The 22,578-nt window shown below is 34.6% G+C and carries 26 protein-coding genes, 3 pseudogenes and 1 riboswitch; of the genes and pseudogenes, 16 read left to right on the top strand and 13 right to left on the bottom strand.

The window, feature by feature from the left end; translation table 11 throughout:
* Positions 1 to 26 precede the first annotated feature (26 nt).
* Entirely contained in the window at positions 27 to 998 is a 972-nt protein-coding gene (locus PSR14_RS25910; protein WP_098487224.1) for an Rpn family recombination-promoting nuclease/putative transposase, read from the bottom strand.
* 145 nt (positions 999 to 1,143) lie between these two features.
* On the opposite strand from PSR14_RS25910, the pseudogene PSR14_RS25905 reads away from it, so the two are divergent.
* A pseudogene (locus PSR14_RS25905) lies at positions 1,144 to 1,329 on the top strand (DUF7003 family protein); the annotation flags it as partial.
* A 60-nt stretch (positions 1,330 to 1,389) separates the two neighbouring features.
* Here the strand turns inward: PSR14_RS25905 and PSR14_RS25900 are convergent.
* Complete coding sequence (locus PSR14_RS25900) at positions 1,390 to 2,292, bottom strand: diacylglycerol kinase family protein (protein WP_000167905.1); 903 nt, start codon at positions 2,290 to 2,292, stop codon at positions 1,390 to 1,392.
* Positions 2,293 to 2,548: 256 nt separating this feature from the next.
* Positions 2,549 to 3,076 carry a hypoxanthine phosphoribosyltransferase gene (gene hpt, locus PSR14_RS25895; protein WP_001019304.1) on the bottom strand — a complete coding sequence of 176 codons (528 nt, stop codon included), beginning with the start codon at positions 3,074 to 3,076 and terminating at the stop codon, positions 2,549 to 2,551.
* 160 nt (positions 3,077 to 3,236) lie between these two features.
* On the opposite strand from hpt, the gene PSR14_RS25890 reads away from it, so the two are divergent.
* The 7 genes from PSR14_RS25890 (at position 3,237) to PSR14_RS25860 (ending at position 10,617) form a co-directional block, all read left to right on the top strand.
* Positions 3,237 to 3,452, top strand: coding sequence for a hypothetical protein (locus tag PSR14_RS25890; protein ID WP_002156638.1), 216 nt, complete (start codon positions 3,237 to 3,239; stop codon positions 3,450 to 3,452).
* Between the two features lie 184 nt (positions 3,453 to 3,636).
* Positions 3,637 to 3,969, top strand: coding sequence for a hypothetical protein (locus PSR14_RS25885; RefSeq protein WP_000415597.1), 333 nt, complete (start codon positions 3,637 to 3,639; stop codon positions 3,967 to 3,969).
* Between the two features lie 168 nt (positions 3,970 to 4,137).
* Positions 4,138 to 6,726, top strand: a complete 2,589-nt coding sequence (locus PSR14_RS25880) for an S-layer homology domain-containing protein (RefSeq protein ID WP_098487225.1) — start codon at positions 4,138 to 4,140, stop codon at positions 6,724 to 6,726.
* A gap of 160 nt (positions 6,727 to 6,886) precedes the next feature.
* Positions 6,887 to 7,330 carry an LPXTG cell wall anchor domain-containing protein gene (locus PSR14_RS25875; protein WP_048557020.1) on the top strand — a complete coding sequence of 148 codons (444 nt, stop codon included), beginning with the start codon at positions 6,887 to 6,889 and terminating at the stop codon, positions 7,328 to 7,330.
* A gap of 89 nt (positions 7,331 to 7,419) precedes the next feature.
* The gene (locus tag PSR14_RS25870) at positions 7,420 to 8,040 is read left to right on the top strand and encodes a class D sortase (RefSeq protein WP_098487226.1); all 621 of its coding nucleotides are present in this window, start codon (positions 7,420 to 7,422) and stop codon (positions 8,038 to 8,040) included.
* A 37-nt stretch (positions 8,041 to 8,077) separates the two neighbouring features.
* On the top strand, positions 8,078 to 8,767 hold the full coding sequence (locus tag PSR14_RS25865; RefSeq protein WP_001097107.1) for a response regulator transcription factor: 690 nt from the start codon (positions 8,078 to 8,080) through the stop codon (positions 8,765 to 8,767).
* Positions 8,764 to 10,617: a cell wall metabolism sensor histidine kinase WalK gene (locus tag PSR14_RS25860; RefSeq protein WP_001225473.1), complete on the top strand. Its 1,854-nt coding sequence runs from the start codon at positions 8,764 to 8,766 to the stop codon at positions 10,615 to 10,617. The genes PSR14_RS25865 and PSR14_RS25860 overlap by 4 nt, the downstream gene beginning before the upstream one ends.
* Before the next feature lie 208 nt (positions 10,618 to 10,825).
* On the opposite strand, the gene thiT is transcribed toward PSR14_RS25860, so the two are convergent.
* Positions 10,826 to 11,494 carry an energy-coupled thiamine transporter ThiT gene (gene thiT / locus PSR14_RS25855; RefSeq protein WP_001246599.1) on the bottom strand — a complete coding sequence of 223 codons (669 nt, stop codon included), beginning with the start codon at positions 11,492 to 11,494 and terminating at the stop codon, positions 10,826 to 10,828.
* Positions 11,495 to 11,579: 85 nt separating this feature from the next.
* Positions 11,580 to 11,681, bottom strand: a riboswitch (TPP riboswitch).
* Positions 11,682 to 11,875: 194 nt separating this feature from the next.
* Between thiT and PSR14_RS25850 the strand changes: the two genes are divergently transcribed.
* The 3 genes from PSR14_RS25850 to PSR14_RS25840 are packed head-to-tail and all read left to right on the top strand — an operon-like array spanning position 11,876 to position 14,272.
* Positions 11,876 to 12,103: a FeoA family protein gene (locus tag PSR14_RS25850; protein ID WP_000060519.1), complete on the top strand. Its 228-nt coding sequence runs from the start codon at positions 11,876 to 11,878 to the stop codon at positions 12,101 to 12,103.
* A complete protein-coding gene (gene feoB, locus PSR14_RS25845) occupies positions 12,100 to 14,088 on the top strand; it encodes a ferrous iron transport protein B (protein ID WP_098487227.1) in 1,989 nt (662 codons plus the stop codon). The genes PSR14_RS25850 and feoB overlap by 4 nt, the downstream gene beginning before the upstream one ends.
* 16 nt (positions 14,089 to 14,104) lie before the next feature.
* Positions 14,105 to 14,272: a FeoB-associated Cys-rich membrane protein gene (locus PSR14_RS25840; protein ID WP_000989595.1), complete on the top strand. Its 168-nt coding sequence runs from the start codon at positions 14,105 to 14,107 to the stop codon at positions 14,270 to 14,272.
* 56 nt (positions 14,273 to 14,328) lie between these two features.
* On the opposite strand, the pseudogene PSR14_RS25835 reads toward PSR14_RS25840, so the two are convergent.
* The 9 genes and pseudogenes from PSR14_RS25835 to PSR14_RS25795 form a co-directional block, all read right to left on the bottom strand.
* A pseudogene (locus PSR14_RS25835) lies at positions 14,329 to 14,448 on the bottom strand (IS3 family transposase); the annotation flags it as partial.
* A gap of 109 nt (positions 14,449 to 14,557) precedes the next feature.
* Positions 14,558 to 14,959 carry a hypothetical protein gene (locus PSR14_RS25830; RefSeq protein ID WP_000413492.1) on the bottom strand — a complete coding sequence of 134 codons (402 nt, stop codon included), beginning with the start codon at positions 14,957 to 14,959 and terminating at the stop codon, positions 14,558 to 14,560.
* Entirely contained in the window at positions 14,916 to 15,182 is a 267-nt protein-coding gene (locus PSR14_RS25825) for an EndoU domain-containing protein (protein ID WP_229131380.1), read from the bottom strand. Before PSR14_RS25825 ends, PSR14_RS25830 begins: the two co-directional genes overlap by 44 nt.
* Complete coding sequence (locus tag PSR14_RS25820) at positions 15,182 to 15,391, bottom strand: hypothetical protein (protein WP_370648076.1); 210 nt, start codon at positions 15,389 to 15,391, stop codon at positions 15,182 to 15,184. Before PSR14_RS25820 ends, PSR14_RS25825 begins: the two co-directional genes overlap by 1 nt.
* Positions 15,365 to 15,686, bottom strand: a pseudogene (locus PSR14_RS25815) (WXG100 family type VII secretion target); the annotation flags it as partial. The pseudogene PSR14_RS25815 and the gene PSR14_RS25820, both read right to left, overlap by 27 nt.
* Before the next feature lie 144 nt (positions 15,687 to 15,830).
* Positions 15,831 to 16,973, bottom strand: a complete 1,143-nt coding sequence (locus tag PSR14_RS25810; protein WP_000724386.1) for a S8 family peptidase — start codon at positions 16,971 to 16,973, stop codon at positions 15,831 to 15,833.
* A 46-nt stretch (positions 16,974 to 17,019) separates the two neighbouring features.
* On the bottom strand, positions 17,020 to 17,451 hold the full coding sequence (locus PSR14_RS25805) for a hypothetical protein (RefSeq protein WP_001095277.1): 432 nt from the start codon (positions 17,449 to 17,451) through the stop codon (positions 17,020 to 17,022).
* A 48-nt stretch (positions 17,452 to 17,499) separates the two neighbouring features.
* Positions 17,500 to 17,973, bottom strand: a complete 474-nt coding sequence (locus tag PSR14_RS25800; protein WP_000933426.1) for a hypothetical protein — start codon at positions 17,971 to 17,973, stop codon at positions 17,500 to 17,502.
* A gap of 726 nt (positions 17,974 to 18,699) precedes the next feature.
* Positions 18,700 to 19,278 carry a lipoprotein BA_5634 family protein gene (locus PSR14_RS25795; RefSeq protein WP_000737498.1) on the bottom strand — a complete coding sequence of 193 codons (579 nt, stop codon included), beginning with the start codon at positions 19,276 to 19,278 and terminating at the stop codon, positions 18,700 to 18,702.
* Positions 19,279 to 19,681: 403 nt separating this feature from the next.
* Between PSR14_RS25795 and PSR14_RS25790 the strand changes: the two genes are divergently transcribed.
* The 5 genes from PSR14_RS25790 (at position 19,682) to PSR14_RS25770 (ending at position 22,507) form a co-directional block, all read left to right on the top strand.
* A complete protein-coding gene (locus PSR14_RS25790; RefSeq protein ID WP_000110284.1) occupies positions 19,682 to 20,347 on the top strand; it encodes a PspA/IM30 family protein in 666 nt (221 codons plus the stop codon).
* Positions 20,348 to 20,427: 80 nt separating this feature from the next.
* The gene (locus PSR14_RS25785) at positions 20,428 to 20,832 is read left to right on the top strand and encodes a DUF350 domain-containing protein (protein ID WP_000220322.1); all 405 of its coding nucleotides are present in this window, start codon (positions 20,428 to 20,430) and stop codon (positions 20,830 to 20,832) included.
* Positions 20,833 to 20,853: 21 nt separating this feature from the next.
* Positions 20,854 to 21,360 carry a DUF4178 domain-containing protein gene (locus PSR14_RS25780; protein ID WP_098487228.1) on the top strand — a complete coding sequence of 169 codons (507 nt, stop codon included), beginning with the start codon at positions 20,854 to 20,856 and terminating at the stop codon, positions 21,358 to 21,360.
* A gap of 12 nt (positions 21,361 to 21,372) precedes the next feature.
* Positions 21,373 to 22,188: a DUF4247 domain-containing protein gene (locus tag PSR14_RS25775; RefSeq protein WP_000071211.1), complete on the top strand. Its 816-nt coding sequence runs from the start codon at positions 21,373 to 21,375 to the stop codon at positions 22,186 to 22,188.
* Positions 22,189 to 22,288: 100 nt separating this feature from the next.
* Positions 22,289 to 22,507, top strand: coding sequence for a hypothetical protein (locus tag PSR14_RS25770; protein WP_000180098.1), 219 nt, complete (start codon positions 22,289 to 22,291; stop codon positions 22,505 to 22,507).
* Positions 22,508 to 22,578 lie beyond the last annotated feature (71 nt).

The following is a 22,578-nucleotide window of genomic DNA, read 5'->3' as shown; positions in this document are numbered from 1 at the left end:
ATTATGTTCTCTTTCGCTTTTTATCATTATTTATTTTCTAAAATTCGTTCAACATCATGTACACTTAATTTACTTGCCTTAGCAATCGTCTCAAGTGGTATACCAAGATCATACATACTTTTAATCATTTGGATTTTTCCCTGTTGAACTCCTTCTTTTCGACCTTTTTCTATACCTTGTTCTAAGCCTTTTTCCATACCTTTTTCCATACCTTTTTCCATACCCTTTTCCATGCCTCTTTTCATACCTTCTGTCTCTGCGTGGGCGAATTTTGCTGCTTCATCCATTAAAACTTTCTCCCTTGCGTCATAGGCTTGTCGGAAAGAGGAATCTTGACTCATACGTTCCCATTTGTTTATTGCTTTTTGTAAAATAGGGTCTTGGTTCATAGCAATATCCTCCAATAGTTTAGTTAAGTGCTCATCCTCATTTGCTGAAAGCAATAAAAGCCAACGAGCAAATGGGTCTTTCCACGGATTTACTTTTTCTTCATGCCACTGTTCTGTTAACTTTGGAATTTCTACAATGTGAATTTCTATGTCATCACTCAAGAGTTTCTGTTGTTGTGTATTCCACAATGTGCCCTTTGTATGAAATTCTTTGTGATCTAAAAACATTATGAAGTTCAATAAATTAATGGTGATGGTTTTACGAAGTGCACTGTAGGGCATCCCTTTTTGTAACTGGGATGTGTATAATTTTCCCCAATAATATAAACTGCGTTTCATCATATCGTGATTATTATTAAGCTGTATTTCTACATTTACTTTTGTCCCTGTGTCTAATGTTGCTGAAATATCTAGAATTGATAATTTATCATTTGCGTGTTCTCGGTGTAAATGTGGATCTTCTAATTGTAGAGAAGCAATAGGTGACTCTAAAGACTCTTGTAACATCGCGTTTAAAAAGGCAATGAGAATATCTTCACTACCATTCGTACCAAACAATTGTTTAAATGCAAAATCAATGCGTAAATTCACTAATTGTTGGTTGAACAAAGGTTGTCCTCTCCCTTATATGAAGGTGCTTCTTTTCTTAATTGTATCTAAAAATAACTAGAGGATGCAAATAGACCATTCTGCTATTTTTAAGTAGGATTATTATAATGTCAGAGGTAAGTATGGTTATGTTATACTCTAGTGAAATTGGGAAGTAGCGTATGAAACGGAAGAATGGAAACATGTTGAAGATGAAAAAGTAAGTGAAAATGAATTCTTCCAATCAGTAGCCGCTGCAATAGAGAAGAAAGATCCAAGTATTATTGTGAAGAAGGATGCTAATACGCACTGGAAAAATTGGGTGGAGTTTGATTACGAAAATTCATATTGAAATATCTTTGTAATAAAAAAGACGAGCTAAAATGTTAAAACTTTAGCTCGTCTTTTTGTATTACACAACCGCAGGATTATAAATCATCGTAAAGTGCCCTTGTAACAATTCAATATGACAAGGTGTATGAAGCGAACTTTCTCCATCTGTATCTACTTCTTTTTCTTCTTCTGTTTCGATATGAATGGATTTCGCTTTTACGTGGAAGATGTCATTTTCGTTTGAGTCTTCAAATAGTTTCTTTCCGATATAATCTTTAAATGCTTGAATACCTGTTGATTTGACTACGAAAATATCAAGTGTTCCGTCGTCGCATTTTACGTTCGGAATAAAGGATGGGATGCCGCCAAGATATTCACCGTTTCCAACCATGACAAGAACAGCTTCGTCTTCATATACTTGTCCGTCGTACGTAATTTTTACCGGGAATGTTTCAGCATTTTTTACAGTTCGGATTGTGCTTAAGTAGTAACCAATTTTACCAAGCTTTGCTTTCTCCTCTGCATCAATATTGTTTGATACTTCAGATACGAGTCCAATGCCCCAGAAGTTTAGGAAATGTTGTCCGTTTGCTTTTGCAACATCAACTGGTTTTACGTGTTCCTTAGTGATAAGTTTTGCTGCTTCTGCAATGTTTTGCGGAACGCCTAGTGTGCGAGAGAAGTCATTGCAAGTTCCGCCTGGAATGATCGCAAGTGTAGGTCTAGTTTCAAGAGGTGCTAAGCCGTTTGTGCATTCAAATACAGTGCCGTCACCACCAAAGACGATAATTAAATCTACTTTACTAGCAAACTCTTGGCAATATTTCGTTGCATCACCTTGCTTTTTCGTATGAAGGATATGTAAGTCAGGAAAAGCTGCGGCAAGAGGTGGTACGATTTTCGTTAAATTTGTATGTAAGTCGCCTTGTCCAGCTTTTGGATTTACGATGAGGAGTACTTTTTCAAATTTTGTCTTTGTCATTTTTCATCTCTCCCTGTTTTTTGTAATGGAAAGAAGGAGCTGTTCCGATGTATTTCAGAACAGCTTCTTCCTATTAATAGGGTGCTAAGATTGTCGGTTATTGTCGGTAAGTCGATATATTGAAAAAATCGCCGATATAATTTGAGTTGCAGTCGATATATTTGAAAAATCGCCGATATAATTTAAGATACGGTCGATATATTTTGAAAATCGCCGATATAAATTTCATGTACTATCGATTTTTTAAGTTATATGATTATTCCGTTACAACCGAAGCAATAAATGGTAAGTTACGATATTTTTCTGCGCAGTCGATGCCGTAGCCAACGATAAATTCGTCTGGAATTTGGAAGCCAACATATTCAGCTTTTAAGTCCACCTTACGACGCTCAGGTTTATCAAGTAGCGTACAGAATTTTAACGCTTTTGGTTTATGCATAAAGAAGTGGTCTTTTAAGAAGTGAAGTGTTAAGCCAGAATCGATAATGTCTTCTACGACAATTACGTTTTTGCCAGTAATGTTTACATCGATATCTTTTAATAGTTTTACTTTGCCAGTTGTTTCTGTTTGATTTCCGTAGCTAGATGCAGAAATAAAGTCGATTGTTACATCGTTTTTAATGTGACGAATTAAATCAGCAGCAAATACGAAAGATCCTTTTAATACAGCGATTACTACAATTTCTTCTCCTTCAAAATCACGTTCGATTTGAAGTGCTAGTTCTTTTACTTTTTCTTGTAATTGTTCTTCAGAAATTAAAGTGTCTTTTATTTCAATATTCATTGGAGTCCTCCTACAGTGTAAAACTTGTGAACATTTCGACTGTAAAGGATAGAAAGGAAAAAGTCAAAGGAGATAGTAATTTTTTACAAAATACGAACAAAATCGTCTGATGATATGATATACTAATTATATTAAGAAAACGCTTCCATAAAGGGTGATGATAATGAAGAAGAAACAGTACACAACTGTAACATTTATAAAAGCATTACTATTAACAATTGTTCTTGGATTGTTGGCTTATATAATTGATGTACCAGCGATTCGGATTTCACTAATTGGAATGACTTTAGTATTAGGCGCAATTTCTCATGGTATGATGTCGCAGCTACAAGAAGCTGGACTTGATGATATGAAAGATCATATAGATAAGAAATAAGAGACCTTCACATATGCATAGTGAAGTTTTTTTTGTTTCTTACAAAAATGTAAGGTAGTTGTAAGGGAAATCGATAGTTGCATAGTAGTGTTTTGGATAAACTATGGGTGTAAGGTAAAAGGCAAGCATATTTTAGGTAAATTAAGTTTTAGGCACTCTATATGTGAAAAAGGAGTAGGAGGGCATGGAGAAACGTTGGACGACCTTTTCTTTTTTAGCAACTAGCAACACCGTAATGCTAGCTGGCGAGATGGATTTTTTGCACTTGTTTGATCGAGAAGACGATCATTCTTCTTCTAAATTTACAATGAAATGGAATAAATGGAGCGAAAGTTGTAGGTTGGAAGAAGAGGCCCCTAACGAAGCGCAAAAAATTATTTTGACAAACCCTATTAAAGCGTGGGTTGTTCAACGTCGTAAGTGTAACGTCAAAAATCACTTAAAGAAAACTGAGCCGAGACAATTAGTTATCGCTCCGGCCCGTTCTACTTCTAAATCACGCGAAAGTAACATGTAAATAATTGAGACACACACCCGAAAAGAGCATTGTATCATACAGTGCTCTTTTTCTTTTTTGTAAAAAAGTATTTTGTTTGAGGAAAAATTTGCTATGATTATGGAGGAATCTTACATTTTACATTTAGTATGAAAGTATGATCGTAATGAAATTTGAAAAGGTGCGTGTATGATGAAAAAATATAGTGTAATTGCAGTAGCGAGTTTGTTAGCGACAAATCTATTAACCTTTCCTTCTAGTTCGCTAGCGGAAATTGAAAATAAAACGAGAAATAGTATAGAAGCTTTTTCCTATATACAGAGCAATGAGAAAAGCGAACTGCAACAACAATTAGAAGCTGTAAAAGAACGACAAATAGAATTAGAAAAAAGAGAAGAAATTTTAAAACAGCAGAAAGAATTATTTGTTAAGGTAGATGAATTAAAACAGAAAAAAGACGAGTTACTGAAACAAGATGGTGAACATAAAGTACAACTGGAAGAAGTACAGCAGGAATTAGATGAGTTGAAAAAGCAGCAAGCAGAACTTGAAGGGAAGAACCCGTTACAAGTGAAGGATAATAATGAAGAGAAAAAAGCTGCTGAATTAAAAAAACAAGAAGAACTTGAAGAGAAGAATGCATTAGAAATAAAAGAAAATAATAGCCAAGAAGAAAAAAAACTTGAAGAATTAGAAGAACAAAAAAAGAAAGAAGAGCTAAAGAAGCAACAAGAGGAATTACGAAAACAGCAGGAAGAATTGAAGAAGCAACAGCTAGAATTGGAGCAGAAAACGAAACAAGAGCTTGAGTTAACACAGAAAGAAGAGCAGGCAAAACAAGAACTTGAATTAAAACAAAAAGAGGAACAAGCAAAACAAGAACTTGAATTAAAACAAAAAGAGGAACAAGAAAAGAGAGAGACAGAATTAAAACAAGCTACCATTACAATGCAAGTAGCGCCGCAATCATTTCCTGACGTTCCAGGATGGGCACAAGAGTCTGTTTATTATTTAGTTCATAAAAAAGTTATTTCTGGGATGCCAGATGGAACATTTTCACCAAGTAAAGTATTAAGCAGAGCTGAAGCAGCAACAATTATGGCGAAAATTTTAGAATTAGAAGTTAAAGAGGGGGAGAAACCAACTTTTACAGACTCTCAAGATCATTGGGCAACTCCTTATATTGCTGCTGTGGAAAAGGCAGGAGTCATTAAAGGAGAAGGAAATGGGAAATTTAATCCGAATGGTCAAATGACAAGAGCTGCTATGGCAACGATGTTAGTACAAGCCTATCAACTAGAGAAAAAGGTTCATGAAGAATTATCAACATTATTTCCTGATGTAAAAGATCATTGGGGTGAGAAATTCATTAATATTTTAGTAAGCATGGGTATATCAAGTGGTGTTGATGGAGGACGTTGGCAACCAGATAGATCCATTACACGTGCAGAGGCAGCACAGCTCGTCGCAGTTACAGATAAGTCTAAAGACAATGAATTGAAGATGAAGAAGATAAGCATTTCGAAAAAATTCTTTACGTATAATGGACCATCTTTATCATCTGGAATTTCAAGGGAATATGGCCCTAGGGAAGTAACAGTGTATGAAGAGCGAGATGGTGGCTGGATTAGAATTCATACGGATACTGGTTTTAAGTGGGTTTGTTTAGTTGAAAAGAAAGTGAATATGAATAAAAATTTTTTGACATATAATGAGGCATCCTTATCTTCAGGGATTTCAGGTGAGTATGCTCCGCAAAGTGTAACGGTTATTGAAGAAAGAGAAGGAAATTGGATTAAAGTTTATACGGCCTTAGGCTATAAGTGGGTCTGCTTAATAGACAAAAAAGTTCAGATTGATAGAGACTTTACTACTTATGATGCTCCTTTCAGGTCTGCGAATATACTAGATTATTATGGGCCTCAAGCAGTAACGGTTGTAGAGGAAAGAGGAACTTGGCTTCGTATACGTACATATGCAGGCTATCAATGGTTGGATACGAAAAAAGAAGCGAAGTATTTATCTAAAGTGTTCTTTGCTTATGATAGTCCAAGTTTTGTATCTCGTGTATCAGGAAGGTATGCACCACAGACAGTCGAGGTTTATGGTGAGAGAGACGGTGGTTGGATTCAAATTCAAACTAGTAATGGGTTAAAGTGGGTTAATGAAGGGAATATTAATCGTAGTCAAGTTATATTGAACGTACCGTCACTGTATCAATTCCCAGAATTGCATAATGGCTGTGAAGTCGTTTCTTTACAAATGCTTGTAGAACATCAAATTGGTCGCTCGTTAAATAAAGTAGCATTTGCTTTTGAAATGCCTTTTGATCAAACGAAATTAAAGAACTATAAAACATCATCACAAATTTGGGGAGATCCAGATGTAGGGTTTGTAGGTGATGTGACAGGAAATACGCCAGGATATTCTATTAATCCCGAACCACTAAAACGTTTGTTAGATAAATATGCAAGAGGAACGAATTTAACTGGAAATGATCTTTCTGTTTTAGAAGACTATGTGAGAAATGGAAAACCAGTAGTAACGTGGGTGACTGTCGCTTTAAATAATCCAAGACCAATTACAACGTGGAAAACACCAGGTGGAAAGACAATTTCTGCAAGAATGAATACGCATGCGGTTGTTTTAACAGGAGTGGATGATAATTACGTATACTATAATGATCCTTTCTATGGAACGAAAAATGTAAAAGTGAGTAAGAGCCGGTTTGCAAGTATTTATAATCAAATGGGCAAGAAGGCCTTAAGTGTAGATTAATTTTAAAAGGTTATCCGAAGATGATTTCGGATAACCTTTTTTACAATGAAATCTTTAAATGAAATATATTTTATCTGCATCTTATATTTATATCTCTTGTTTATTCTAGTGATACATCCGATGCGAAGTGATGTAAAACGTATAAAAGGAGAGAAATACAATGAAAAAGAAACTATTACCAATCTGTGCAATGGCACTTTTAGCAGTAGGATATTCTTCAGTAGCAAGTGCCGATACTGGAACAGTAACAAAGGAAGATGCAGCGCAAGTACAACAAGATAAGGCTAAAAAAGAAGAAGCGATTAAGATACAGCAAAAAGGTGAGGAAGAGAAAAAGAGAATAGCACAAGAACAGCAAAAAGGCGAAGAGGAGAAAAAGAGAATAGCACAAGAACAGTTGAAAAATGATAAAGCAAAAAAAGAGGCAGCACAAGTGCAACAAAAAAATACTGCAACTAAAAAAGAAGTAGCAAAGCCAGTTGTACAAGGTGAAAAATTACCAAACACAGCTTCTAATAATGTAGCAATGATGGCACTAAGCGCATGCCTTGTAGGGCTAGGGACATTATTTGGTTTGAATCGTCGCAATAAAGTTAAGGCGTAAATAAAATATTCTCCTATAAAGAATGGAATAATTTCATATATTAAAAATGGTAGGTTATTCCTACCATTTTTGGCATGGAGGAATGAAGAATGAAGTTACTCAATTATATCGGTATCATATTGATGGCTATAGGACTATTTATGGGATCATATTATGCTGTGGAATGGTATAAAGGAAAAAGCTCTGCCGGGCAACTAACGAAGGAAGAAATAAAGAGCCTTAACAATATACAACATAATCAACTTTCACATGAAACCCCCGTAACTTCTCAAGTCCCTTCTTCTCAAACAGAGCATAAAGAAGGAGAAAAGGTAGCGATGTTACATATACCGAAAATAAAGAAGAAGTTTTCTGTATATTGGGGAGCGGATGATGCAACGCTGAAAAAAGGGGTTGGAATGTTCGTTAGTGATGTAACGACAACGCCATCTGGAGGGGGCCATACTGTACTAAGTGGGCACCGGGATACGGTCTTTACAGATTTAGGAGAGTTAAAAGAAAAAGATACTCTTGTTTTAGAGTATGATAATAAAACGTACACATATGAAATTCAAAAGAAGTGGATTACCCATGCGGATGATCGTACTGTTATTATAAAAAAAGAAGAACCGATATTAACACTGACGACTTGCTATCCATTTAATTATATAGGGGATGCACCGGATAGATATATTATCGAGGCGAAGTTAACTGCTAGTTATTCAAAATGAAATTATAGTTTCTGAAAGCGAGAGGGGGATATAAGTTATGGCAAAAAACATTTTAATTGTAGAAGATGAAGATATTTTGCGTGAAATATTAAAAGATTATTTTTTAAGTGAGCAATATGTAGTGTTTGAAGCAAGGGACGGGAAAGAAGCTTTAGTTGTATTTGAGGAAGAAGAGGTTGATTTAGTTATTCTTGATATTATGTTGCCGGAACTTGATGGGTGGTCCGTTTGCCGAAGAATCCGTAAAACATCCGAGGTTCCTATCATTATGCTGACGGCACGTGTTGATGAAGATGATACGTTACTTGGCTTTGAACTTGGAGCAGATGACTATGTGACGAAGCCGTATAGTCCGCCAATTTTATTAGCAAGAGCGAAAAGGTTATTAGAAAGTAGAAAAGTGACGAAGCGACTTTTAGAGAATGAAGATGATACATTATCAATTCATGGTATTCATGTCCATTTTCCATCGCGTACTGTTACGGTAGATAAAACAGACATTAATTTAACTCATACAGAATTTGAAATATTAGCGTACTTGATGAAAAATCAGGGGATTGTTTTAACACGAGAGCAACTCATTTCAAAAATTTGGGGATATGAATTTGCTGGTGACGATCGAACGGTTAATAGTCATATTCGTAATTTGCGAAATAAATTAGGAGAGAAAGCAAAGTACATTACAACTGTAGTACGAACAGGTTATAAATTTGAGGGGAATGTATGAGAAAAGGGGTTGTACTAAAATTATTTACCCTCACAACAGCATTATGTATGTTAATTTTAGCGACGATTTTTATTGGACAAACGATATTTTTTAAACAATATTACGCGAATCGAAAAGTAGAAGACATTAAAGTGAATTTAAATTCCTTCGAAAAGAATTATTTGAACTATGCAGGAAGTGCAGAAGGAATTCAGAAGCTAGAGCAAGACTTTTTAAGAGAAAATAATACGTGGATTACGACATTAGATCAAAATGGGAATTTAAAACATGCGGATGATTTTTATTTTGAGGTAACGATAGATCGTAGGCAACAAAAGAGCTTTGGACAACAAATATTCAAAATTCCCTTATACAATCTCGTCAATATAGAAGAGATTGATAATAAATCATCAGATCCATTTTTAGGACAAGAAATTTATTTTTCTGGAGTGAAAAAAGAAGAAAGTTTTATTCCATTCTCTTTTTCGCTAGGTAAGCAAAATTTGAATGGATTTAATAAACCGTTAGAAAAAGCATTTAATGAGAAAATGAGTAAATTAGATCAGGAGAAAAAGAAAGCAGCTGAGGAACAATTTGGTAAGGAAAAGAAGCCGGCAGTTCAGGAGCAAGCTGCCCAAGAACCAGATATTCACATAAGAGGGCGTGTTACGAAAGTTCAGCTTCCGGATGTAACAGGTCCTATAAATCCAATTTATAAAAATAGCATCTTTTTAGATAACATAAAAGAATTTCAAACGGATTTATTATTGAAAGAGAGCAAGCCCATACAATCTACTACACAAACAATGGACTATGAAAAAAATGATATTAAATATAAATTATTAATCAAACCAATAAAAGAAAAAGACGGATCCGTCACATATATATATGCGATGGCTTCTTTACAGCCTGTAGATGAAGCTGTACAAATGGTGCAAGATTACTACATTTACATCATTGCATTTGTAGTTGTTCTTATTTTTCTAGCTTCATTCTATTACTCTAAGCAAATCGCAAAGCCGTTATTAAAAATAAATGATACAACGAAGAAAATAGCGCATTTAGATTTCACAGAACAAATACCAATTACTTCAAAAGATGAAATTGGTGATTTATCGAAAAATATTAATGTGCTATCGAATAAACTCAATTCACATATTGGACAGCTAGAACAAGATATTGAAAAGGAAAGAAAGTTAGAAAAGACGCGGAAAGAATTCATTTCTGGTGTTTCGCATGAACTAAAAACACCGCTGAGTATTATGAAAAGCTGTATTTCTATTTTAAAAGATGGAGTAGCTGAGCATAAAAAAGAGTACTATTTTCAAGCGATGGAACGGGAAGTAGACAAAATGGATACTTTAATTTTGGATATGCTGGAGTTAGCTAAGTTTGAGTCAGGCACATATAAAATGAAAAAGGATTCATTTTATATTGATACAGTAATTGAAGATATATGTGAACACCTTTCTGTAGAAATAGAGAAAAAAGAACTTCGTGTTCATAAACATATAGGTCCATTTGAAGTAGTCGCAAATCAAGGCCGGATTGAACAAGTCATCGTAAATTTCATTACGAATGCGATACGTTATACACCAAATAAAGAAGATATTATTATTTCTACAATAGATGAGAAGGATCGTATAAAAGTATGTATTGAAAATAAAGGTACTCACATAGAAGAAGAACAATTAGATAAAATTTGGGATCGTTTTTATCGCGTGGATGCAGCTCGTCAGCGTTCGCAAGGTGGAACAGGTCTTGGGCTTGCCATTTCAAAGAATATTTTAGAACTGCATGATGCTGAATATGGAGTAAAGAATACAGAAGATGGTGTGTTATTTTATTTTTATTTACAGAAAAAAGCGTAGACAATATAATCTACGCTTTTTTAATTTATTTTCATATTATCTTTACTTAATCTTTATTTTTAAACGATATAATCTGGTTAGAAAATGAGGTTATGTAAGGAGTAGATTAGCCGTGAATAGCAATTTACTAGGTATGGTAGTATTTATTTTTCTTTGCGCATTTATTGTATTTTTAATTGATATTACGATATGAAAAAAAGAGCGCTTATTAAGCGCCCTTTTTGTTTGCATTTATTTGATAAGCATTGATGCTCTTGAATAAGCGTGGTGAAGTAAGGAATAAAAATATAAGTAAAACGGTACACAAAATATAAGACCCAATCATTGTACTACCATTTACGATTAATGAATAAAGCACAGCTGATTGACCTTTTGGCGCATATTGTCCCCAGAAAATGATACCGGCAATAAAGTGACAGAAGTAGCGGGCAAAGCTACCGATAAATGTAGCAAGGATAATATAAGCAAGAACTTTCTTTCCTTCATTTTGTTTTGATGAAGGTTTGTCTTTACGGCTACCTAAACTGGATTGTTCTAAGTTATTTTCATTAGAAGTTAAAAGTGCTTTTTGAATTGGACGATAGAATAAGCCAGCAAATCCGATAAAAGCAAAGGCAATGAAGTACTCAATGAATGCTTGAACAGGTGTTAAAATGTAAGCATCTCCCACGACAATTTGTAATAGTCCCCAAACTAAACCACCTAAGAAAGCTGATTTAAAGCCCCAGCGATAAGCGATAATAAAAATAGGAATCATAGCAAATGAAATGGAACCGCCTGTTGGAAGTTTGATTGATAATGGTAAAATGTCGATGACCATGGCGAAGGCTGCAAGAATAGCAGATTCGATCATCGCTTGTAAATTGGTGTTACGCATGTTGTCTCCCCCTAAATCCAAGTTGTACAAAAAAGAATAGATATCATAGGAGGATACGAAATACGTAAATAAAAAGAGGTATGTATTTCGGACGTTTGCACAATCCCTGCGTTAGCATTAACTAACAGGTTCGAAGGGTCGGAACGAAGTGTTCCCTCTCAGCGGCATGGCTCCCCCTGTGATAACGAGATTCTTTATTTGCTACTGTTTATTGTAAGCGAAATGGATGAGAATGGCAAACGAATACAGTATGACAATAATTGAAATAGAATTGTAGCGAAATGTTAATAAATATGAAGCAAAAGGGTATAGTACAAGAGAAATAGAGTGTGCTATAATTTTTTTGAAAATAATTATCATTCTCTTCTGAGGGGGAAGGTTATGAGCTTAGTAGATATTAAAATTGGTGAGAAAGTGTTAGTAAAAAGCGTTCAGTCGTTAGATCAATTATTAAAGAGAAGACTGGCTGCTTTTGGTCTTTCTGAAGGAAGCGAACTTCGTATGAAGCAGAAAGCGATGTTCAAAGGTCCTTGTACATTGGAGTGTCGTGGACAGTTAATTAGCATTCGTCATTGTGACGCGAAAATGATAAAGGTGGAATTAGCGTGAATAAGGTAGCTTTGCTAGGGAATCCGAATACAGGAAAGACATCATTATTTAATGCGCTTACTGGTTCTTATGAATACGTAGGAAACTGGAGCGGTGTAACAGTAGAAAAGAAGGTTGGTAAATTAAAAGATAAGCAAGGAACATTAATTGATTTACCAGGTGTGTATGATTTAAATCCAGTTTCGCGTGATGAAGGTGTTGTAACAAACTTTCTATTAACAGAAGAATTTCAGCATATGTTAAATATTGTGGATTCTTCGCAGTTCGAACGAAATATGCATTTAACGTTGCAATTACTTGAATTTGGTAAGCCGGTCTCAATTGGTTTAAATATGATTGATGTGGCGAAGCAAAGAGGAATTGTCATTGATGTAAAACGATTATCAGAACTATTAGGTGTAACAGTCGTTCCTGTCGTTGCAAGAAGTGGAAAAGGCTGTGAAGAATTACTTGCGACTCTTAAAGAAAATGATAAAAACGAGAAAAAGCCATTCATTATTTCATATGGTGTACGAATGGATGAAGGAATTGGAGAAGTAATTTCTCTTTTAGAGAAAGCGAATTATGAGCATCCGAGATGGTTAGCTCTTCAATTTTTAAGTAATAACGAAGTAGTAGAAAAAGAAATGAAAGCATTACCAATCTATAAGGAACTCATAGCCATTCGATCTCGCTTAGAAGAAAAACTTGATTGTACGTTGGAAGAGCACATTTACAAAACTCGTGAAGCGTATATTGAAAAGTTAAAAACAAATGTTATGAAGCATGAGAAAGAAGGAGAAATTCCTTTTTCAGAAAAAATTGATAGATTAATTACACATAAAATTTTAGGACTTCCAATCTTTTTAGCAGTTATGTTTTTTATTTTTCAGGTTACGTTTACGTGGATTGGGACACCGTTATCTGATATGTTAGATGAGTTTTTTGCTGGACAGCTTAAGGATTGGGTGATAGCTGGGCTTACAAGTGTTGGAGCTTCTGATTTTATTCAAGCACTCGTTACGGAAGGTATTATTGCTGGTGTTGGTGCCGTATTAGTATTCGTTCCACAAATCTTTGCACTATTCTTTTTCATTTCATTATTAGAAGACTCAGGATATATGGCGCGAATTGCAGTTGTTATGGATAGAATTATGGAGTTCTTCGGTTTAAACGGAAAAGCGTTTATTCCGATGATTATCGGTTTTGGATGTAATGTTCCAGGTATTATGGCAGCGAGAACGATTGAACAAGAAAAAGAACGTTTACTTACAGTTCTTGTAACACCATTTATGTCTTGTTCGGCACGTTTACCTGTATATGCGTTATTTGCGGGAGTATTCTTCCCTCATGGTCAGGCAACTGTTGTGTTCTCCCTATATGTTGCAGGGATTGTCCTTGCGTTATTAGTTACAAAAATTATGTCTCTTACCATTTTAAAAGCGGAAAAATCTATTTTCGTTATTGAACTACCGCCTTACCGCGTGCCGCAAGCGAAAACGTTATGGCTAAGTACGTGGGAGAAAGGGAAAGGATTTGTTCGTAAAGCAGGTACATTTATCTTTGGTGGTTCTGTTGTCATTTGGCTATTAAATTATGCAGGGCCATCAGGATTTGGTGTTGATATGGGAGACAGTTTCTTAGCAATGATTGGTGGATTTATCGCACCACTATTTGCACCACTTGGCTTTGGAACGTGGCAAGCTGCAGCTTCCCTTTTAACAGGATTTTTAGCGAAGGAAGTGGTCGTTTCTACAATGGCCATTATTTATGCGGTGAAAGAAGATGTGCTTGGAAATGTAATGGGAGCACATTATACAGCATTATCAGCTTATGCATTTATGTTCTTTATTTTATTATATGTTCCGTGTTTAGCGACGGTAGCTGTTATTAAACGTGAAACAGGATCAGCGAAATGGACGATTTTCTCAGTCGTGTATCCACTCGTAGTTGCTTATGTATTAACGCTCATTATATACCAAGTTGGATCCCTACTCGGATTCTAGAAGGAGATGTATTGTGATGATGGTCAATATTATAATTGGAGCTATCATTTTTGGTTATGCAGCATACACGTTAGTTAATTTTGTAAAGAGAAGTAAAAAAGGAAAATGCGCGGCATGTTCTTTAAATAAGTCATGTCAGTCGAATACTTGTAGTCCGGATATGGAGCAAATTGCTCATAAATAGAAAAAAGCTTTTCGAATTTGAATTGAACCCAAAAAGTTAGACAAATATATTAAGCAGCTAGCTACTAAGGATTGAACTCTGTATTGCACAGGGGGCAATCCTTTTAGTTTTGCTTTAATTCCTTTGTGATTGTAGTAATAAATATAAGTTTCTAGTTCTTGCTTAAATTGTTCCATTTACTGCTTGTATTTTATCTTTTGAAGAAAATTTAGCCATAAAAAATGCACCTCCAATTGTTAATTATGTGTCTAACAATTGGGGTGCACTTCATTACAGGCAGTCTTTTTAATCTACTTCAATATCTCGGCCTTCTGTCATCACTTTATTTCTCCAAAGCAAAAGTAATCTCCTGAATTCTGAAGTTTCTAATTTACATTGATTATTTGGTGGGCTAATGTAATAATTAATCGCGCTTGTATATTTAGGTTCAATAAATACAGCAGCAGCATTGTATTCTAGTTCATAACTAGGGTACTTTCCTTCTACGACATGGTCTAAAACTTCTATGTATTCATCCGCTTCATCTTCATCTAGATTTTCTATAAAGTCAGATACAATAGCAATTTCTTTTGGTAAACGAATTCTTAGTCCACCAAATGGGTCACGCCAAAATTCATGTGAATAATTCATTAATACAACCTCACTATCTTCTCGTATATTTTGGATAAGCAGTGGTAATTTCTCCATTTTCAATAATCATCTCAACCTTAAATCCAGAAGAAGTTTGCCCTACGTATTTATTTGGAGCGATTTGAACACGATTGGTATATGCTTCTTTAATAGAATCAACTACCTGGACTCTATTCCAATCCTTAGGGAAAAATGAAGATTTAGCTTGTTTTACAATACCATCAACCTTTAGCTCTGCAACATATAATCCTGCAGGATTTGGTGGCCTAGTAACGCGAATTATCTCTCCCCCATCATATTCTCGTGAATAGTGTCTTTTATTTTATTCACATCTTTATACGCTGCATCGATACCATGTTTAAATTTATCATATAAAGACTCATCGGAATTTTTTACTTTACTAAGATCCTCATAAGTTTCCTTGAGACCATGCCAAACCTTGTCACGTAAAAATCCATCATTTTTCTCACTATTTAACTTACCACACATTGCTCCTTCTTCAAGATTTCCATCATATGAAGCATCTGCGGTACGGAATTTTTTCGGCAATTCTTTTCAAATTCTCTTCCACTTTTATAATCGAATTGATAGATGTAAAAGCTTTTGGTCTTGCATCATTGAACATTTGAATGAACTGTTGGTTAGAGGCACCAATCCATTGAAAACACAAATGATCTATTTCATTACATAAATTATTATGTATAGTTTCTCATGCGATGCTGGTATTATTTGCACAATTAGCAACTTCTTCTAGCATTTCAGTTGTTACTTTGATTTGAACCATTTCTTTCCTCCCTTTCCCCAAATTAAAATTATGAGATAAAAAGAAAAAATGTAAATACGGAAACTTTAGATTAGCATAATAATATTTGTGTTAAATAATGTTAAAAGGTGCACTCATATTTAAGTGCACCTTTTAACATTATGTTTAATCCGCCATATTTAGAGCGTAGTCTACATTTATCTTACCATTACCATATTCAAAAGCATTACCAAGAGAAATAGCCGCTTTATTCATAATCTCTCTAACTTGTTTATTTGATAAATAAGGGTTCTTTTCAAATATTAATGAAGCAACGCCCGCGACGTGGGCTGCTGCCATAGATGTTCCGCTATCTAATCTGTAATTTCCATCTTTCCATGTACTTAAAATATCAACACCAGGTGCCATTAATTCAAGTTCATCACCTTTACTTGAAAGAAAACCGCGTGCATCATTTTTATCTAAAGCTCCGACAGCAACTACTGATTGGAATTTTGCAGGATAAGAAATTGTATTTCCGTCCTTATACCCCTCATTACCAGCTGAGGCAATTAATAAGATACCCTTTTGATAAGCCTTGTCCATAGCTTCTTTAAAAAATGCTGACTCTTTCTTTCCTCCTAAGCTCATTAAAACAATATTTACATTATGTTCAATGGCCCAGTCTATTCCCTTTACAACTGTACTGTATTTTCCATTTGTATATTTATCTAATACTTTTACGGCATATAAATCTACATTAGGTGCTATACCTGTCATTCCTAATTCATTATCTTGTGCTGCGACAATTCCTGCTAAATGTGTCCCGTGACCGTTATCATCATCAAAACTTGGGTGATTCTCTACAAATGAAATACCGTCTTTTATTTTTAAATCTGTATGTTCTGTATCAATTCCCGAATCCAATATAGCAACAGATACCCCTTTTCCAGTGAAAGGAATAGTGTTGATGGATTTTGATTGTGTCATTGAGGGATTAGTTTGAGTATTACTATCCCCAAGGGCTTTAATAGTTTGATCTACTTCCACTTCACTAACATTACTATTATGTTTTAAAACTTTTTCAGGATTATAGGAGAATTCAGCTTTAATAATAGGTAAATTTTCAAAGGTTTCCTTAATAACACCACCATGTTTAATGATAAGTTGTTCGTCAACTGTGTTATTAAACATAATTAAGTAGTCTTTTTTTATATCATGTTCAGCAGCAAATACGTTTTTTTCATTTAATCCACCAATAAAAAAGATTAATAAAGAAAAAATAGTAAAAGCAAATAAAGGTAAATTATGAATAGTTATTTTTTTCATCGAATGTTAGTCCTTTCAAACGTAAAAATAAGGCGCATATTGCGCCTTATTTTTGTGATTCTGAAATTAAATACTCACAAATGTCTGTATGTATACCTTGTCGATTCGTACGCTTTAATAAAATTAAAGGTTTTACATCTTCAGGTAAAAATGGAGTAATAAGAGATGAAAATGCTTCAAAAGTTGGAGCATTTTCTATAGATAGTCCATTAAAACCTGTAGTATCTAAATGAGAGTATTTAGATAACATGGCTTCTTTATGAGATTCAAAATATTTAATTCCATCTTTTTCTAATTGCTCTGATTGACGTCTTAATTGAAGAGAAAAAGCACTTAGAATATCTACAAAAATATTATGTTGTTCTCTAGAAAAATTATAGTCAATCATATAATCATAGAGAGGGTTGTCATCAATATTAACCATTTTTTTCAATAGTTCAATTTGATATTTTAATAATTCGAATTCATTCGTGTTCATGTATATCATCTCCATACTTCTATAAGGTATCAATACTATTATTACACATTATAGAATAACAAATAAAATTCCTTCCGCTACTACATCTGCTGTAGAAGGTGTTATGCCGCAATCATCAATTAAAAAGTTTTTTAATCCTCGTTTAGCTACATTTTCTGTGTACTCTAAATAGTGGGCAATTGATAAACGATTTTCTTTTACAGCGTTCTTATATTTTGCTTTACCTAAGTATCCAAGAAGGCTTTCTAACGCTTCACCGCCCCATTTTAAACCGTAAATTAATCCTTGCTTTTTCCAACCTTGAGCAGATACCTCGCCGTCTTCATCTATATCAATTGTTGGATTTTGATTTAAATCAGTCACATTGTAGTTTGTTTGTGGGAAATTCACAACATTATTTTTCACAGGTGCATCTGTTTCAGCAGCAAAAGAAGAAAGTGGTGCAACTGTTAAAAGTGCAGCGAATGCCATTGAAGCTGGGATGATTTTCTTGAATTTTGATTTTAAGTTTAGGTTTAACATAAGTGTATAATTACTCCAAAAATGTTTTTTTAAAATAACGATTCCAATTGTTGCATATTTTATTTAGGGCGTCCATGCGATATGCAATATTGCATATATATATATTTATATATATATATATATTATTTATTGGGTAAAATATTATTTTTTATGTCTGTTCTTTATTAGAGGGGATTAAAATAAAAATGGTGTCATTTATTTAAGTGAAGTGAAGTTACATCCAAAAATCATTTTCTTTAACTGTTTTAAACCCTCTTCCGATTTGAAATAGTTATCTTCTTAATTAATCAAATCCGTTGTAACGTTATGACGGACGAAATTGTTTATCTGCTAGTGAAGTATCCAAACGACTAGGAATAAGTGATAGCACTCTTAGAAAGTACATGGAAGTATTGCAGTGCGAAGTAATAAAGGGATATAAAGATGGTATGTATAACATTAATGGTAATTAGTGGATTTCAGGTGAGTATGTAAGGTTCGAAAAATAATATTAACGTCATATTATTGTAAAATGCATCCGTACAAATTATAGATTTATTCAGCGGATCAATGTCAACGACAGTCATATAGTTAGTAAGTAAAAAACATCTTCAGTACCTTCTAGATATCGTTTTACTGCTTGTATTTTATCTTTTGAAGAAAATTTAGCCATAAAAAATGCACCTCCAATTGTTAATTATGTGTCTAACAATTGGGGTGCACTTCATTTCGTGAAGCTTTTTTGTTTTACTTTTTAATTTTTACAAGTTGTGATGATTCTACACCATTCTTTCCAGGGAACTCTTTACTTGGATCTTTATCGAATTTTAATACACCTACAGATTTTTCTTCACCTTTTACATTTCCGTAAGTTGCATCATCAACAATTGCGAACATGTCGGCATATGCACGGCCACTTCCGATAATTGTGTTGCCTTCATATTTTAATTTTGCTCCATCAAGTGTAGCATTTTCTACTTTTTCTTTAGCAAATAATACACCTTGTTCTGCTGTTACAGCTGGTAATTTATCAAGTGGCTTCGTGTTGTCTTTTGCATCCACTTTGTTAAGTAATTCTTTCTTCACCAGTTCTTCACCAGTTTTCTTATCCATGACAAGAACTTTTTTACCTTCTAATGTTGTCATTTTCATTTTATAGAAGTCTTTTTCTTTCACTTCTTTTTTGTTTTTATCTGTAATTTGCTGAACTTGTTCTTCTGATCCGTAAATTACAAAACCGTTCGCTTTCTCTCCTAATAAAGAACAACCTGATAATGCCCCAAGTGAAATTGCTGCTGCTAACCCGATTCCTACTAATTTTTTCATGATGATTTCTCCTTTTATCTGTTTTATAGTAAATACAATTTTTGTATTAGTTCCGAAATGATGAGAAGCTTGTTTGTTGCTTCTGGTATTAGTGTATAAGAAATAGGGAGACGCAACTATCGAGTTAGCTTACAGTAACATTACACTTATGTAATTTAGTGAAATTGCACAAAAGCAAGTTAATTTTAAAGAGGGATAATGAGAATATATTAGAAATACAATATTATATATAGAATGTCATATTATAATGGATGTATTTTGGAAATAACATGTAAGGACATATTAGTTTTGTTATAATAAACACATAGGCTGTAAAAATGAATATTCTTTACTGTAAAGGGAGATTTTTCAGTTTTCCAAGTAGTGAATTTGAAATATGAGGTATATCATAGGAGGAATTTAGATGTCTGTATTTAAACGATTAAGAGATTTAACAATGTCGAACGTATATTCATTAATTGAAAAAGCGGAAGATCCAGTTAAGATGACGGATCAATATTTACGCGATATGCAAGCGGATGTACAAGAAGCTGAGAAAAGTGTAGCAGCTCAAATCGCACTTGAGAAGAAATTCAAAATCTTATTTGAAGAGCAAGAAGCGCTTGTGAAAAAACGTGAAGAGCAAGCTCATATGGCTGTTCAAGCTAACAACTTAGATCTTGCGCGCCGTGCTCTTGAAGAAAAACAAAGCGCAGAGCAAAAGATGAATGAATATAAAGCAAGCTATGAGCAAAATAAAGTTGCTGCTGATAATCTTCGCCTGAAGCTAGAAGAAATGCGCAAGCAATTAACTGAGCTGAAAAATAAACGTGAGACACTTGTAGCACGTGTAAATGCGGCGAAAGCACAAAAGAATATTAATCAGGCGATGTCTGGATTTGATTCAAACTCAGCGAAAGCTGGTTTAAGCCGTATGGAAGAGAAAGCTCTTCAATTAGAGGCTGAAGCAGAAGCAAGCGGTGAAGTGTACAAAAAAGAAAAATCATTAGATGATGAATTCGCAAGCTTAAACAAAAACTCTGCTGTTGACGATGAATTAGCTCGTATTATGAAGCAGTATGAGAAATAATATAGAATAGAGACAAATGAACCGACATGTCTAAACAAATTCATGTCGGTTTTCTATTACTTTTTAGAGGAGGTTTTGCAATGACATGGACAAATGTATTAGCCATGCTTGTATGGACTGGAGCGAGTGCAGTACTTTTATTTGCAATTATGTGGGTTGATTCAATTTTTACTAAATACAATGACTTAAAAGAAATAAAAAATGGGAATACAGCTGTAACAACTCGTTTCGTTATGAAATTATTCGCGCAAGGGTACATTTTATCTCAATCGATAACGAAAGCAAATGACTTATGGCAAGCACTACTTGCATCAGCCGTTTCTTTCGTTATTTTATTAGTGGTAGAAATGTTTATCGAATTTGTGTTAAAGAAAATGGCTGGTTTAGATTTAGAAGAAGGTACGAAAGAAGGCAGTGTTGCGCACGCGATGTTGGCCGGATCATTACATATTGTGGGTGCACTTATTTTAGGTGCTTGTTTATAAAGAGAGAAGGAGGGGTAGCTCATGAGTTTATTTAAACGAATTAAAAATATAATGAAAAGCCCAGAACCGCTGAAACCAGAGAAAAGTTTGTTAACGTTAGCTCCTGGCGATATGGTTGAAGTTTCATTAGTCATGTATGAATTAATTGGGAAAACGAGTATGCATTCTCGTAAAGAAATTGTTTTAACACTGCAAGACGGGAAAGATATTCGTTATTTAAAAATTGAAGATCGTGAAAATACGTATTACAAATTATATACACCAATTGATGGTCGTTTAGATTCGATTGATGAAATTCCGACGACAATTGAGATGGATGATACAGAGTACCATATGGAAGAGCAATATAACGGACGTGTTGTTGTGATGGGGAAAACACCATTCTCAGCTTCAGAAGAACAGTATGTATGGGAGTTCCAATCGGATAATCGAAAATTATTACGTATTGAATGGCAAAATGGTCGCACAATGATGTATGAGGGAGAAGCAATTATTCCTGCTGATGTACAAATTATAAGAGCAACGTAAGGGGGCGTAATCATGTCAAACCGATTGTTTACCATGATTAAATCGTTCGTGATCCCTATACTTGCTATCGTTACGTTACTTGTTGTTGCTGGATATGCCTTATCAGGTTGCCAAGGCGGACAGACAAAGTCGATTCAAGATCGTTATCCGCTTGAATCTGTCGCAAAAGAAGGTAAACAAGAATCTTACGTGTATAGGGCCGCCAATCGGTCAGTTCCTGAAGTCGCGAAGGAACTCATGAATGAAAGAGAACCGAAGCAAGCATCTAAAGAAGACGAAAATCAAATGTTCCTCGTTTATTCTGATAAGATTTATAATCTGCAAAAGGATAAAGAGAAGCCATCTGATACGTTAATTGAAATAAGTAATAAAGAGTTTGTCCGTCAAAATTACCAACCGTCCTTCCTGCAAGGATATATTATGGGTAGTATATTAAATGATATATTCGGTTCACGAAAATCATCGTACGGTGATTATCGCGGATATAATGACAGACAAAATCATAAACCAGTTATTCCAGAGAGACCGCCTACGAAAGAAGAAAAGAAAACCCCGCCTCCAATTACGAAGGAAGGGAAAGGGTCTATCATTAAGCGTGGCGATAATGTAGATTCGAAATCTTCTGTAGGAGATACAGGAAGTATTACGAAAAAAGGAAGCAGCACGCCTCCGCCTTCTACTGGAAGCAAAGGGAAAATAACGAAAACACCAGGTGGTTCGAGCGGATCAGATGTGAAGCCGAAATCATCTATTAAAACACCGCCAAGGAATACATCTCCTCCGAAAACGAGGGTCGGTGGTTCAGGAAAGATTACGAAGAGAAGATAGTGTAGAGACCGAAAAGTGGAAGTGGCTTTTCGGTCTTTTTTTTATTCTGGAAATTAATTCCTTATAGCTGGTATAATGAAGTTATAAGGAGGAGATTATTATGACTATGTATAAAAGATTTAGTGTAATTATGTTCCTCGTATTATTCTTAAGTTTGTTTATTAGCACAACGATGAAATTTCACTTTGTAGTAGGTATTCTATGGATACTATGTACGTGTACTCTTTTTCTATATGTTCCGCTTCGTTTCCAACAAGAAGTGCCAGCCTTTCAAAAATACGTGGCATGGATTAAGAGCGGGGGAAGATGGGGGGAGTAAAAATATATCGACCACAACTCCAAATATATCAGCGATTATTGGAATATATCGCCCGCAACTCCAAATATATC

The organism is Bacillus sp. A01H (assembly GCF_045277205.1).
GTDB classification, from domain to species: domain Bacteria; phylum Bacillota; class Bacilli; order Bacillales; family Bacillaceae_G; genus Bacillus_A; species Bacillus_A paranthracis.
Note: the sequence above shows the minus strand (reverse complement) of the source record. Positions and strands in the feature narration are given on the sequence as shown.